Here is a 13,521-nt window from a genome sequence, read left to right on the forward strand (position 1 = left end):
TCTTAGGGCACCCGCCAGCGCGTGTAACCGACGGCGTGCGCGAGGCGCTCCGCCGCGGCGTCCGCGAGATCGGCCGGGATCCTCTGCCAGGCCGGGGGCTCGCGGAATCCGAAATGACGGGTCGTCTCGGCGACGAGAACCGCGATCTGCGCCTCCGTCTCGGGCGGGATCGTCCGCGTCGCGAGCTCGTTCGGCGGACGCCGGGGCGCGTCCCGCACCACCGAGGCCCACGGCGCGCCCCAGAGAGCGCGCGCGAAGCGATCGTTCGAGGCGGCGCAACGGGCCTCGATGCGGGCGCTCATCTCCGGCGCATCGCCCCGGAACGGCTCCGGGTCGAGGCCGCGGCGCCAGGCGGCATCGTCGAGGACGTGCCCGATATGGCGCGAGTGGCCCCGGAACTGGCGGTGCACCCGCAGGCGGCGCAGCCGCCGCGCGGCCTCGACGGCGAGAGGGCCGGAGCTGCGGTTCGTGACGAGGCGCCGGGTCTCCTCGCTCATCAGCGGGCCGAGACGGTCCTCGAGCCCGAGATCGCGCACGATCCGCTGCAGGAGCGGTGCCTCCGAACGGGCATCCCGCAGGGGAATGGCGGTGACGCGGCCGTCGGCGGCACGGCGCCAGGGCTCGATCAGGCCGGCATAGTCGAGGCGGCCGGAGCGCCAGTGGCGGCGGGCGAAGTCGCGGAAGCTGCGGGTCTCGAGGACGAGCTGGGCGCGGTGGGCATAGGCAGAATTCAGCTGCTCGAAGGGCGGCTTGACCACCATCGCGACCTCGAGCGCGAAGCCGCGGGATCGGAACAAATCATGAAAAACCTGCGGGATTGCGAAGCCCGGCTTCTGCACGGCGAAATCCTCGTAGGACAGGATCACCGTGTCGGCCTCGGTCTCGGCCAGGATTCGCCCGAGGCGCGCGAGGCTCTCCGTTCGCTCGGCGGCCGGGCGGCGGCCGTCGAGCGCCTCGCCGAGGGGCTGGTGGTTGACGTCCTGGCCCTCCGGGCCCCCGGGCGGCGCGAGCGCGGGGTAGAGGATCCCGGTCGCGCCGAGGCGCGGGCGCAGGCTCGTCAGCACCGCCTGGAACGAGGTGGACCCCGTCCGCGGCATTCCGATATGGATGATCCCCCGACGCATGGTCCCCGGCTGTTTGGTCCCGAACTGGCCCGGCCGTCCCGATGCAACCGAGACGCGCTCTTTAGACGAAAATACTCGCCAGGGTCGAGACGACCCGCAATCCGAGATCCGAGATGCCCGACCTGACGCTCGAAGCCGCCCGCACCATCGTGGCGACCGCCCTCGACACCGCGCGTGCCCGCGGCCTCAAGCCCCTGGCGGTGGTGGTGTACGACGCCCGCGGGTGTCTCAGATGCGTCCAGGTGGAGGACGGCGCCTCGCTGCGCCGCGCCGAGATCGCGCTCGGCAAGGCGAACGGGGCGCTCGCGCTCGGCCTCGGCTCGCGGGCCATCGCCAAGCGGGCCGAGGAGCAGCCCCATTTCGTCGCCGCCGTCAGCCACCTGGTCGGGCCGGCCGCCCTGGTGCCGGTGCCGGGCGGCGTGCTGATCCGCCAGTCCGGGGCGGTGATCGGCGCGGTCGGGATCTCGGGCGATACCTCCGACAACGACGAGATCTGCGCGGTGGCGGGGATCGAGGCGGCGGGCCTCGACGCCGATACCGGCGCCTGAGCCCGTGCGCCCGCGCCGCCGGGACTGCCTCGCGGGCGCCGCCGCGCTGATCGCGGCCTGTCGCACGGCGCGGGCCGAGGCGCCCGGCCTCTACCGGCGCGGCAACGACGCCGACCCGGAGACACTCGACCCGCACAAATCCTCGACGGTGGCCGAGGCCCATATCCTGCGCGACCTCTACGAGGGGCTCCTCACCTACGACAATCACGGCGCGATCATCCCGGGGGCGGCCGAGAGCTGGACCGTCTCCGAGGACGCGCTGACCTACACGTTCCGCCTGCGGGCGGACGGGCGCTGGTCGAACGGCGACGCGGTCGTGGCGGACGACTTCGTGTTCTCGCTGCGCCGGATCCTGGCGCCCGCCACGGCCGCGAAATACGCCGAGGTGCTCTACCCCATCCGCAACGCCGCCGCGGTCAACCGGGGCGAGCGCCCGCCCGAGGATCTCGGCGTCGCCGCGCCCGATCCCCGCACGGTGGTGATCGGCCTCGAGGCGCCGACGCCCTACCTCCTCGAACTCCTCACCCACCAGACCTCGATTCCCGTCCACCCACCCTCGCTGGCGGCGCACGGCGACGCCTTCACCCGCCCGGGGCGCCTCGTCTCGAACGGCGCCTATCGGCTCGCCGGCATGGTGCCGAACGACCGCATCACGCTCGAGCGCAACCCGCATTTCCACGATGCCGGCCGGATCGCGATCCCTCGCGTCGCCTTCATCCCGACGCCCGATCTCGCGAGCGCCGTCCGGCGCTACGCGGCCGGCGAGGTCGATTCGCTGGCGGACCTTCCCGGCGACCAGATGGACGCCCTGAAGCGGCGCTTCGGTGATCAGGTCGTGCTCGGCCCGGCGCTCGGCCTCTACGCGCTCGCGGTCAACATCCGCAAACCCCCCTTCGACGACGCGCGGGTGCGGCGCGCCCTCTCGCTGGCGATCGACCGCGAGTTCCTGGCGCAGGGCGTCTGGGGCGAGACCATGGCGCCCGCCTACTCGCTCTGCCCGCCGGGCCTCGACCATTACGGCGCGCCGCCCGAGACGGCGGGGCGCGAGGCGCTGCCGATCGACAACGAGGCGGAGGCGCAGCGCCTCCTCGCCGAGGCCGGCTTCGGGCCGGGAGGGCGCACGCTCAGCCTCGAGTACCGCTTCAACACCACGGACAACAACCGCAACACCGCGGTCGCGCTGGCCGACATGTGGCGCAGCCTCGGCATCGAGACCCGCTTCGTCTACACCGACGCCAAGACCCACTTCGCCTACCTGCGCGACGGCGGCGCCTTCGACCTGGCCCGTATGTCCTGGATCGCCGATTATTCCGACCCGCAAAACTTCCTGTTCCTGCTGGCCTCCGGCAACGACGGCATGAATGCGGGCCACTACGCCAACCCGGCCTTCGACTCGCTTCTCGCGGAGGCCGGCGCCGATCGCGACCTCGCGCACCGGGCCGCGACCCTGGCTTCGGCCGAGGCCATCCTGATGCGGGACCTGCCCTGGATCCCGCTGATGCACTACCGCTCGAAGGCGCTGATCGCGCCGCGCCTGAAGGGCTACCACCCGAACCTGCGCAACGCCGCCCCGACGCGCTTCCTGAGGCTCGAGGCGTGAGCATCGATTCCCTCACGTGTGCCGGCTCAGGGCGTGCGCACGGCGGCGCTCGTCACGACCGTGCCGCGTCGGGTTCACGCGCCGGCCACCTCCCCCGTCCGGGAGAGGTCGAGTCCGCTTCGGCGGACCGGGTGAGGGGTGCGACTTCTCCGGAAAGACCTGACCCCTCACCCTGTTCCTCTCCCGCACGGGAGAGGGGACCCGCGCCCGATCGGGAAGCGCCCCGAGCCCTGCGCCGACGTCCACGTGCGAGCCGCCAAGCCCTCTCGGGAGCGTGGGCGCGTCCCGTCGGTCCCTCCCCATGATCGCCTACACGCTCCGCCGCCTCGCCCAGGGCGTGCCGACCCTCTTCGTCGTCATCACCCTGAGCTTCTTCCTGATGCGCCTCGCGCCCGGCGGTCCGTTCGACCTGGAGCGGCCGCTGCCGCCTGCCGCGATGGAGAACCTGCGCCGGGTCTACGGCCTCGACCGGCCGCTGCCGGTGCAATTCGGGCGCTACCTCGCGGCGCTCGCGACCGGCGATCTCGGCCCCTCCTTCTCGTTCCGCGACCTCAGCGTCGCCGACCTGTTCGCCCGCGGCCTGCCGGTCTCGCTGACGCTCGGCGCCCTGGCGCTGGCGCTGGCGCTGACCCTAGGCCTCGGCCTCGGCACGCTCGCGGCCTACTGGCGCGGCGGCCTCGCCGACCGGCTCGTCGGGCTCGCCGCCTCCTTGAGCCTGTCGCTGCCGGGCTTCGTGGTGGCGCCGCTTCTGCAGATCGCCTTCGGGCTGACCCTGCGCTGGCTGCCCCTGAGCGGCTGGGAGGGCGGCGCGCCGTCCCATCTCGTGCTGCCGGTGATCACCCTCGCGCTGCCGCAGGTCGGCGCCATCGCGCGGCTCACCCGCACCGCGCTCGCCGAGACGCTCCGGGCCCAGCACATCCGGACGCTGCGGGCCATGGGCGTGCCGCCGTGGCGGATCGCCCGCCACGCCCTGCGGGCCGCGCTCCTGCCCGTCGTCGCGGTCCTGGGCCCGCTCGCCGCCGCCCTGCTGACCGGCTCCGTCGTGGTCGAGACCATCTTCGGCCTGCCGGGCATCGGCCGCTACTTCGTCGACGGGGCGCTCAACCGCGACTACACGCTGGTGATGGGCACGGTGGTGCTGGTGGCCGTGCTGGTGCTGCTGTTCAACCTCCTGGCGGACCTCCTCTCGGCCCTGCTCGACCCGCGCCTGAGGCTCGGGGCGTGAGAGAGAGGCGCTGCAAGAAGTGGGTCCACCTCTCCCGTGCGGGCCTGGCGGTTCACAGGTCGATGCTGGCGAAGAGCTCGCCGCCGAAGATCTCGCTGGCGCAGGATCGGGCGCCGTCCACCTCTCCCGCGCGGGAGAGGTCGAGTCCGCTTCACGCGGACCGGGTGAGGGATCAGGTTTGTCCGGATCGGGCAGGTCCCTCACCCCAACCCTCTCCCGCACGGGAGAGGGGGCGGGTCGGCGGGTGCCGTACCGGCGCGCGCGCTTCCCGTCGGCGCTCCCCGTGCGGGTGACGGCCGCCCTCCCCCGGCGCCTCTCGCCGGGGCGCCTCGCCCTGCGCCGGCTCGCGCGCGATCGGGCCGCCATGGCCGCGCTCGGGCTGCTGCTGCTGATCGCCCTCGCCTGCCTGCTCGGGCCGTTCCTCACCGGGCACGCGCCGGAGCGGGCCTATCCGGACCTGCGCCAGCTGCCCCCGGGCCTCGCGGCCGAGCCCGGGCCCGAGCGGCTGCGCCCGGCCCTCGACCGCCTCGCCTTCCGGATGCGGGCCCGCGTCGCCGGGCTCGCGCAGGGCGACGGGCGGCTGCGCCTCACCCTCGAATCGGACCGGCCGATCGATCCGCGCTCGCTCGTCTACCTGCCCCGCTCCGACCTGTTCGGGGAGGCCCGGGTGGTCGAGCGGGCGGAGGACGGGACCCGCCTCGTGGTCGAGGCGCCGATCCGCCGCCTCCGCTTCCCCCTCGGCACCGACGTGCACGGGCGCGACCTCCTCACCCGCAGCCTCGTGGCGGGCCGGGTCTCGCTGCTGATCGGGCTCACCGCGACCCTCGCGGCGCTCCTCGTCGGCGTCGCCTACGGGGCCGTGGCGGGCTTCCTCGGCGGCCGGGTCGACGCCGTCATGATGCGGCTCGTCGACATCCTCTACGCCCTGCCCTTCGTGTTCTTCGTGATGGTGCTGGTGGTATTCTTCCGCGCCAGCCTCGCCCTCATCCTGCTCGCCATCGCTGCGGTCGAGTGGCTCGACATGGCCCGCATCGTGCGCGCCCAGACGCTGACGCTGCGGCGGCGCGACTTCGTGCGGGCGGCCGAGGCGCTCGGCCTCTCGACGCCGGCGACGCTTGCCCGCCACATCGTCCCGAACACGCTGGGGCCGGTCACGGTCGCGGCGACGCTGCTCGTGCCGCGGGTGATCCTGCTGGAGAGCTTCCTGTCCTTCCTCGGCCTCGGCGTGCAGGAGCCGCAGACGAGCTGGGGCGTGCTCATCGCCGAGGGCGCCCGGGCGATCGAGTCGGCGCCCTGGATGCTCGCCGGCCCGGCGAGCTTTCTGGTCGCGACGCTCGTCGCGCTGAACGTTCTGGGAGATGGCCTCGCGGACGCGCTCGACCCGCGGGGAGAGGGCTGAGGGGCCCAGAGCCGTCGAGGGGGAGGAGAGATTCGCGCAGCCCCCTCACCGGCTCTCGACGAATGCCGGGTAGACCATGCGGACGTTGCGGCGCTCCTCGGGGATCGCGCGGGCCTCGTGTCCGGCCGGGGCCGGCCGGGCGGCCGGCGCCGCGGGGCCGACCTGCGCGGGGCGTAGAGCCCAGCGCTCGGCGCCGGTGAGCGCCACCGGGGGGCGTTCGCGCGGCAGAGTCCCGTCCGCTGCCCGGCTGGGCGGGGCGGCGAGCCCCGCGAGCGCGGCGATCGTCAGGATGGAGAGGCGGGGGGACGGTTTCATGGGGGCGCGGCCGTGTGAGCGCCCTAGATGAACCCGGCAGCCGTGAAGGCCTCTGCGAACGGAAACGATTCGCACAGGGCCGCCAACAGAAGTCGCGCGGGAGGGTAAACGGTCGATGTCGAGCAGAGCGGAAGGAGCCACCGGCGCGAGGGCGCCCGAGCGCGTGCCGGTGGGCACGGTCATCGACACCGACATCTCCGCCCGCCTCGACCGGCTCCCGTGGGGGCGCTTCCACGTCCTCGTCATCGTGGCGCTCGGCATCACCTGGGTGCTCGACGGGCTCGAGGTAACGCTCGCGGGCTCCCTCGTCGGGGCGCTCCGCCAGCCGCCGATGTCCTTCTCGGAGTTCGATGTCGGCCTCGCCGCGAGCTCCTACCTCGTCGGCGCCGTCACGGGGGCGGTCGGCTTCGGCTGGCTCACCGACCGGATCGGCCGCAAGAAGCTGTTCTTCATCACGCTCGCCCTCTACCTCGCGGCCACCGCCGCGACCGGGTTGTCGTGGAATATCTGGAGCTTCTGCCTGTTCCGCTTCCTCACCGGCGCGGGGATCGGCGGCGAGTACACGGCGATCAACTCGACGATCCAGGAACTCGTGCCGGCCCGCGTGCGCGGCTGGACGGACCTCGTGATCAACGGCTCCTTCTGGATCGGGGCGGCGCTCGGCTCGTTCCTGTCGATCGTGGCGCTCCGCCCGGGCCTGATCGACCCGGCCTGGGGCTGGCGCGTCGCCTTCTTCGTCGGCGGCGGCATCGGCCTCGTCATCCTGCTGCTCCGGACCTGGATTCCCGAGAGCCCGCGCTGGCTCGTCACCCACGGCTACGCGGCCGAGGCCGACCGCGTGGTGACGGGGATCGAGAAGCGCTTCACCGACGAGGGGCTGACCCTGCCGCCGCCCGATGAATCGAAGCGCCTCAAGCTGAGGACCCGCAGCCACACGCCGCTCTCCGAGGTGTTCGGCGCCATGTTCGGCACCAACCGGCGCCAGACGCTCGTCGGGCTCGCGCTGATGATCGCCCAGGCCTTCTTCTACAACGCCCTGTTCTTCACCTACGCGCTGGTGCTGGAGCGCTTCTACGGGGTGCCGGGCGACCATGTCGGCTGGTACCTGCTGCCCTTCGCCCTCGGCTCCTTCCTCGGCCCCCTCGTGCTCGGCCGCCTGTTCGACACGGTGGGGCGCCGGCCCATGATCGCCTTCACCTACGGGATCTCGGCGGTGCTGCTCGCCGGCGCCGGCTATCTCTTCCAGATCGGAACGTTCGGGCCGGTCGGCCAGACGATGGTATGGATGGTGGTGTTCTTCTTCGCCTCCGCGGCCGCCTCCTCGGCCTACCTGACGGTGGCCGAGACCTTCCCGCTCGAGATCCGGGCGCTCGCGATCGCGGCCTTCTACGCGATCGGCACCGGCATCGGCGGCGTCTCGGGGCCGCTCCTGTTCGGGACGCTCGTCGAGACGGGCGTGCGCGGCAACGTCCTCGTCGGCTACCTGATCGGAGCGGCCCTCATGGCGGTGGCGGCGGTGGTCGGCGGGATCTACGGCACCGCCGCGGAGGGCAAGTCTCTGGAGGCCGTGTCGAAGCCGCTCGCCGCGGCGTGATCGGGCGGGGTCAGTCCGCCTCCCGCCAGACCTGACCGTGATACACGAAGGCCGCCCCCTCGCTCGCGAGTGCGGCGAGGCCGGTCAGCGCCGGGTCGTGGACCGTGATCACGCTCGTCGGGATCTCGGCCATCATCCGCGCGAAAGGCGCCTTGCGCTCGAACGCCTCGCGGAAGCCGCCCGCCTGCAGCACCCGCACGATGCGCGGCGCGATGCCGCCGCCGATATAGACGCCGCCGGTGGCCAGGAAGGTCAGCGCGAGGTCGCCGCAGGCGCGGCCGAGGAGGCGCGCGAACAGGGCGAGCGCCTCGGCCGCGTGCGGGTCCTGCGCCGAGAGCCCGGCCTGGGTGATCGCGGCCGGGTCGAGCTTGCTCCGCGGCGTCCCCGAGCGGACGTGGTGGACCGCCGCGTGCAGCCGGGCGAGGCCGGGGCCGGAGAGCAGGGCCTCGACGGTCACGCGCCCCTCGACGCGCTCGACCGCGTGCCAGATCCGCTCCTCGAAATCGTCGGTCGGCCCGAACTCCGTGTGCCCGGCCTCCGTCGAGACGATGGCGAGGCGGTCGGCGTAGGGAACGAGCGCCGCCGCGCCGAAGCCGGTGCCGGGTCCGAGCACGAGGCGGGCGCCCTTGGCCTCCTCCCGCGTCGGGCCGATCGGGGTGAGGTCGTCCGGCGCGATGCCCGCCGCGCCCGCGGCCACGGGCACGTAGTCGTTGACGACGACGGCGCTGGAGAGGCCGAAATCCCGGCCGATCCGCTCGCCCGCGATCACCCAGTGGGCGTTGGTGAGCTGCACCGCCGGCCCGTCGACGCGGCCCGCGATGGCCAGGATCGCCGAGCGCGGGGGCGACCCGCCGCCCTCGGCCGCGCCCTTGGCCAGCGCCGCGCGGATCGCGCTCGACGGGTCCGGGTGGCCGGCGGTCGCCTCGTGGGACAGGACCCGCGGTGCGCCGCCCTTCTGCTCCACCAGCGCGAAGCGGGCGTTTGTGCCGCCGACATCGCCGACGAGGACCGGGAATTCGAACATGCGCGCGTCGCCCCCTGCTTCACCCCGCCCTGGGCCTCGGAACGCGGAGCTTAGCCCCGTCCCCCGGTTCTGTTGAGAGCCCTCAGGCCTCGGGCAGGCCCGAGACCTCCATCGGCGCGCCCTCGGCCCAGGCGTAGAGAAGGGCGCGGACCGCCGCCGGGTCGGCGAGGCGCTTGGGCGCCACGGTCTCGCCGGGGCCGACCCGGACGCTCACGCCCCCGTCCTCGTTGACGGAGGCGAAGGCGAGTTCGTCGGTGCGGTCGTCGCCGAGGAAGACGGCGCGCCGCCCGGCATAGGGCGGGTTCTCGAGGAAGGCCCGGATGGCGTGGCCCTTGGTGGCCGAGGCCGGCACGATCTCGCCCACCGCCTTGCCGAGCTGCAGCCGGTAGGCGCCCGCGAGCTCGGCCGCGATATCCTTCGCCACGGTTTCCGCGCGGCCGGCGTCGTCCGGGTTCGCGAGCCGCCAGTGCACCGCGACCGAGGCGCCCTTGTCCTCGATCAGCACGCCGTCGAGATCGGCCGCCAGCGCCTGCAGCCGCGGCACCCGGGCGCGCAGCGCCGGATGGTCCTCCGGGCGGCCGCCCGTCACCGCCTCTCCCACGCGCCGCTCGACCCCGTGCAGGCCCGCCACGTCGAAGCGGGCGGGCGCCAGGAAGTCGTCGATCACCGCGACCGGCCGGCCGGTCACGATCGCGAGAGCCCCGCCGAGCCGGTCGCGCAGGCGCTCCAGGGCCGGCACCAGGGCCGGCTCGACCCGAACCGCGTCGGGCCGCGGGGCGATCTCCACCAGGGTGCCGTCGAAGTCGAGGAAGAGGGCAAAGTCGGTCTGGCCTGTCACGGCGGGCTCCGTTCCTGGGACGGTCCTGCGCTAGCATGCCCCGGGGCGGGGGCAAACGGGCCGCCCCGCCCTATCTCGGCGGGAGCTTTCCTGCCGGAGGTGATCCCCGATGCGCCCCGTCCCCCTGCCCGCCTGCCCCTTGCCCCCCGGCCCCGGCGAGGAGAGCGTCTGGGACTATCCGCGCCCGCCGCGCCTGGAGCCAGTGCCCGGGCGCCTGCGGGTCGTGCTCGGCGGGGAGACGATCGCCGACACGCTGCGCGGCTACCGCGTGCTCGAGACGAGCCATCCGCCGACCTACTACTTTCCGGAGGTCGACGTCGCGGCCGGATGCCTCGGGCTCCCGCGGCGGGCCGGGATCTGCGAGTGGAAGGGGCAGGCCGTGCTGTTCGACGTCCGGGCCGGCGGCCGCGACGCCCCCGGCGCCGCCTGGGCCTATCCGGACCCGAACCCGGCCTTCCGGGACATCGCCGGCTACCGCGCCTTCTATGCCGGCCCGATGGACGCCTGTCTCGTGGGCGAGGTCCGCGCCGAGCCGCAGCCAGGCGGCTTCTACGGCGGCTGGATCACCCCGGGCATCGTCGGTCCCTTCAAGGGCGGCCCGGGCACGATGGGCTGGTGAGGCGCCCCGGTTTGGCTCCTGCGCCCGCCGCCGCTACATCGCGGGCAGGTTGACGGGCACGGCGGCAGAGCGAGAGGAGCGGCGGATGCGGAACGGGACCGACGGCGGAATCGATGTGGTGGACCCGCGCAGCCTGGGCCTGTGCCCGGAGCGGCTGGAGCGCATCGACGCCTGGATGCGGGCGCTCGTCGCCGACAAGAAGCTCGCGGGCCTCTCCGTGATGGTCTCGCGCCGGGGCAGGACCGGCTTCTTCCGCGCCCACGGCCTCGCCGACCTCGCCCGCGGCACGCCGTTTGCCGCCGACACCATCACGCGCATCTACTCGATGACGAAGCCGCTGACCTCGGTGGCCGCGATGATGCTCTACGAGGAGGGGCGCTTCCAGCTCGACGATCCGGTCGCGCGCTTCCTGCCGGAATTCTCCGAGATGCGGGTGCTGACCGGCGGCAACCGCATCACGTTCGAGAGCGAGCCGGCGCGCCGCCCCATCACCATCCGGGACCTTCTCACCCACACCTCCGGCCTCACCTACGGCTTCATGGAGGCGACGCTGGTGGACGAGCTCTACCGGCGCAACGGCGTCGATTTCCACCTCGCGGACGCGAGCCTCGCCGAGGTGGTGGGCCGCGTCGCCAAGCTCCCGCTCCTGTCCCAGCCCGGCGCGCAGTGGAACTACAGCGTCGCCACGGACGTGCTCGGCCACCTCGTGGCGGTGGTCTCGGGGCGCGACTTCGCCGATGTCCTGCGCGAGCGCGTGATCGGGCCGCTCGGCATGTCGGACACCGACTTCCAGGTCCACCCCGACAAGCTGCCGCGGCTCGCGGCCAACTACACCCTGTCCCGCGACCGCAGCCTCAGGCTCTACGACGACGCGGTCGACACGCCCTTCGCCAAGCCGCCCGCCATCGCCTCGGGCGGCGGCGGCCTGACCTCGACGGCTGCCGACTACATGCGCTTCTGCCGCTTCGTCCTGAACCGGGGCGAGCTCGACGGAGTGCGGCTCCTCGGCCGCAAGACGGTCGACCTCATGCTGACGAACCACCTGCCGGGGGACCTCGCCAGCATGGGGACGCCGCGCTTCGCCGAATCCTCCTACACCGGCATCGGCTTCGGCCTCGGCTTCTCGGTGATGCTTGACCCGGCCCGCGCGCAGATCCTCGGGAGCCCGGGCGAGGTGGCCTGGGGCGGCGTGGCCAGCACCGCCTTCTGGATCGACCCCGCCGAGGACATGGCGGTGGTGCTGCTGACTCAGCTCGTCCCCTCCTCGGCCCTGCCGATCCGGCGCGAGTTGCGGGTTCTCACCTACGCGTCGGTCGTCGACCAGGGCGTGTCCGGCTGATCGGATCGATCCGTCCAGCCCTCGTCCTCGCCAGGGGCCGGAGGTGGTCGTGCGCGGGCCTCGGAGGAAGGCGCCCGCCGACGGCACACTCGGCGGGCGGAACCGGACGTCCGACGCCGAAATCCGGCGCAGCGCGCGATGCTCGGCCATCGCCCGAGGCCGGGATGCGCAATCCGAAGTTGTGAAGCTTCGCGAATTTGCTGTTCAGTGATTGCGCGCGACTGATTAGAAATATTGTAATTGTCTGTATCAGTCAAACTTGAGGACTACCTCGAAAAAAGAATCAGCATCGGGGTCCGGGTGGTGCCATATCCTTCGAGCCCCTGGAGATGCCCGCCCATGCCCGCTCTCGTGCTCGCCTCGGCATCATCGCAAGCCTCGCGCGGGTCCGGGCCGGGCGGACGCGCTGGCGCGAGAGCCTGAGCCGTGCAGAACCAGGCACGGAAGGCGCATTTCTGGATGGTCCTCGACGTGCTCGGCGGCCAGGCGATCCCCTTCGCGATCTTCCTCGTCATCGCGCGGATCATCGGACCGCAGGCCTACGGGACCTTCGCGCTCGCCATGGCGTTCGTCGGCCTGATGAGCGTGATCATCTATCAGGGTCTGGCGGATGCGCTGATCCGCGTCGAGGAGCTGGACGAGCGGCACGTCTCAACGGCCTTCTGGATGAATCTCGCGCTGGCCAGCCTCATCTTCGTGCTCGTCCAGGTGCTCGCCGGGCCCGTGGCCAGCCTCTACGGCGCATCCGAGATGGAACCGGTCCTGCGCTGGATCGCCCTGCTGGCGCCGCTCCAGGCGCTGGTCAGCGTGCAGATCGTCCTGTTCCGCCGCAATCTCGACACCGCCGCGCTCGCGCGCCGCACCTTCCTCGGACGCAGCATCGGCGGCGTCGTCGGGGTCGCTCTGGCCTTCCTCGGCGCCGGGATCTGGTCGCTGGCCGCGCTGCAGCTCGTGCAGGCGGCGGTCTCGGTCTGGGTGCTGTGGCGCGCCGATCGCTGGCGCCCGCGCCTGATCTTCGACATCGGGCAGGCCCGCGACTTCGCGCGGTTCGGCAGCCATTTCATGGGCGCGACCGTCATCACGTCGCTCGGCACCTCCGCCGACAGCCTCCTGGTCGGCCTGTTCCTCGATCCCGTGACGGTCGGGTACTACGCGCTCGCGGCCCGGCTGATCGAGATGGCGCGCATGGTGGTGCTGCTGCCGATGCGCATGCTGATCATGCCGGTCCTCAGCCGCCTCTCCGACCCGGAGGCCCTCGCGGCCTCCTACAACGAGATGGCCCGCTCGGTCCTCGCCATCTGGATGCCGCTCCTGCTCGCCCTCGGCACGGGCGCCGAGATCCTCCCGATCTTCTTCGGGGCGAAGTGGGAGGGCTCCTCCCTGGTGCTGCAGGCGATGAGCCTCGTGGCCTTCACGATGCCGCTCTGGGCGCTCGCCGGGGACGCGCTGTCGGCGGTGGGGCGGCCGGACCTGTATCTCCAGCTCGCGGCGATGCAGGTCGGGATCCTGGCCGCCGGCATCACCGTCGGCGCGCAGTTCGGCCTCGTCGGCGTCGGGCTCGGCTGGTCGGCCGCCTCGGCCTGCATGGTGCCGCTGGCGATCCTCACGCTGCGGCGGGCCTGCCCGATCGCCTGGGGGGCGCAGATCGCGTCCGCGCTGCGGATCGGGCTGGCGGGGATCGGGTGTGTCGCGGGCTACTTCGCGGCGTTCCATCTGATGGACGGCCTCGGCTGGCCGAGCTGGGCCCGCTCCCTGATCGGAACCGGATTCGGCCTCGGCCTCTACGCGGCGCTGCTCGAGTTCGTGCTGTTGCCGGGCCATATCACCGGGACCCTGCGAAGCCTCTGGACCCTGTTCGCCTCGCGAGCCACCCCCTCCACCCGCTCGGCCGCGTGA

At 73.0% G+C, this 13,521-nt stretch carries 12 protein-coding genes; 8 read left to right on the top strand and 4 right to left on the bottom strand.

Features of this window, described 5'->3' with window-relative positions; translation table 11 throughout:
- Window positions 1-2: 2 nt before the first annotated feature.
- Entirely contained in the window at window positions 3-1,097 is a 1,095-nt protein-coding gene (locus WDW90_RS08115) for a hypothetical protein (protein WP_336486873.1), read from the bottom strand.
- A 140-nt stretch (window positions 1,098-1,237) separates the two neighbouring features.
- Here WDW90_RS08115 and WDW90_RS08120 point away from each other — a divergent pair, with 140 nt between their 5' ends.
- The 4 genes from WDW90_RS08120 (at window position 1,238) to WDW90_RS08135 (ending at window position 5,896) form a co-directional block, all read left to right on the top strand.
- Complete coding sequence (locus WDW90_RS08120; RefSeq protein WP_336486874.1) at window positions 1,238-1,672, top strand: GlcG/HbpS family heme-binding protein; 435 nt, start codon at window positions 1,238-1,240, stop codon at window positions 1,670-1,672.
- Window positions 1,673-1,676: 4 nt separating this feature from the next.
- Window positions 1,677-3,272: a peptide ABC transporter substrate-binding protein gene (locus WDW90_RS08125; protein WP_336486875.1), complete on the top strand. Its 1,596-nt coding sequence runs from the start codon at window positions 1,677-1,679 to the stop codon at window positions 3,270-3,272.
- A 301-nt stretch (window positions 3,273-3,573) separates the two neighbouring features.
- Window positions 3,574-4,497 (top strand): ABC transporter permease, encoded by a 924-nt coding sequence (locus tag WDW90_RS08130; RefSeq protein ID WP_336486876.1) that lies wholly within the window; start codon window positions 3,574-3,576, stop codon window positions 4,495-4,497.
- A gap of 289 nt (window positions 4,498-4,786) precedes the next feature.
- Window positions 4,787-5,896, top strand: a complete 1,110-nt coding sequence (locus WDW90_RS08135; protein ID WP_336486963.1) for an ABC transporter permease — start codon at window positions 4,787-4,789, stop codon at window positions 5,894-5,896.
- A 45-nt stretch (window positions 5,897-5,941) separates the two neighbouring features.
- On the opposite strand, the gene WDW90_RS08140 is transcribed toward WDW90_RS08135, so the two are convergent.
- Window positions 5,942-6,211 carry a hypothetical protein gene (locus tag WDW90_RS08140; protein ID WP_336486877.1) on the bottom strand — a complete coding sequence of 90 codons (270 nt, stop codon included), beginning with the start codon at window positions 6,209-6,211 and terminating at the stop codon, window positions 5,942-5,944.
- A gap of 115 nt (window positions 6,212-6,326) precedes the next feature.
- Here WDW90_RS08140 and WDW90_RS08145 point away from each other — a divergent pair, with 115 nt between their 5' ends.
- Window positions 6,327-7,805, top strand: coding sequence for an MFS transporter (locus WDW90_RS08145; protein ID WP_336486878.1), 1,479 nt, complete (start codon window positions 6,327-6,329; stop codon window positions 7,803-7,805).
- A gap of 10 nt (window positions 7,806-7,815) precedes the next feature.
- Here the strand turns inward: WDW90_RS08145 and glk are convergent, their stop codons facing one another.
- Both glk and otsB read right to left on the bottom strand, forming a co-directional pair.
- Window positions 7,816-8,829 (bottom strand): glucokinase, encoded by a 1,014-nt coding sequence (gene glk / locus WDW90_RS08150; protein ID WP_336486880.1) that lies wholly within the window; start codon window positions 8,827-8,829, stop codon window positions 7,816-7,818.
- Window positions 8,830-8,911: 82 nt separating this feature from the next.
- The gene (otsB, locus tag WDW90_RS08155) at window positions 8,912-9,667 is read right to left on the bottom strand and encodes a trehalose-phosphatase (protein WP_336486882.1); all 756 of its coding nucleotides are present in this window, start codon (window positions 9,665-9,667) and stop codon (window positions 8,912-8,914) included.
- A gap of 109 nt (window positions 9,668-9,776) precedes the next feature.
- On the opposite strand from otsB, the gene WDW90_RS08160 reads away from it, so the two are divergent.
- The 3 genes from WDW90_RS08160 (at window position 9,777) to WDW90_RS08170 (ending at window position 13,521) form a co-directional block, all read left to right on the top strand.
- Window positions 9,777-10,286, top strand: a complete 510-nt coding sequence (locus WDW90_RS08160) for a DUF427 domain-containing protein (protein ID WP_336486884.1) — start codon at window positions 9,777-9,779, stop codon at window positions 10,284-10,286.
- Window positions 10,287-10,371: 85 nt separating this feature from the next.
- On the top strand, window positions 10,372-11,625 hold the full coding sequence (locus WDW90_RS08165; protein ID WP_336486886.1) for a serine hydrolase domain-containing protein: 1,254 nt from the start codon (window positions 10,372-10,374) through the stop codon (window positions 11,623-11,625).
- A 426-nt stretch (window positions 11,626-12,051) separates the two neighbouring features.
- Complete coding sequence (locus tag WDW90_RS08170) at window positions 12,052-13,521, top strand: lipopolysaccharide biosynthesis protein (RefSeq protein WP_336486888.1); 1,470 nt, start codon at window positions 12,052-12,054, stop codon at window positions 13,519-13,521.

The sequence above is a fragment of the Methylobacterium nigriterrae genome (genome assembly GCF_037106235.1).
Taxonomy (GTDB): Bacteria; Pseudomonadota; Alphaproteobacteria; order Rhizobiales; family Beijerinckiaceae; genus Methylobacterium; species Methylobacterium nigriterrae.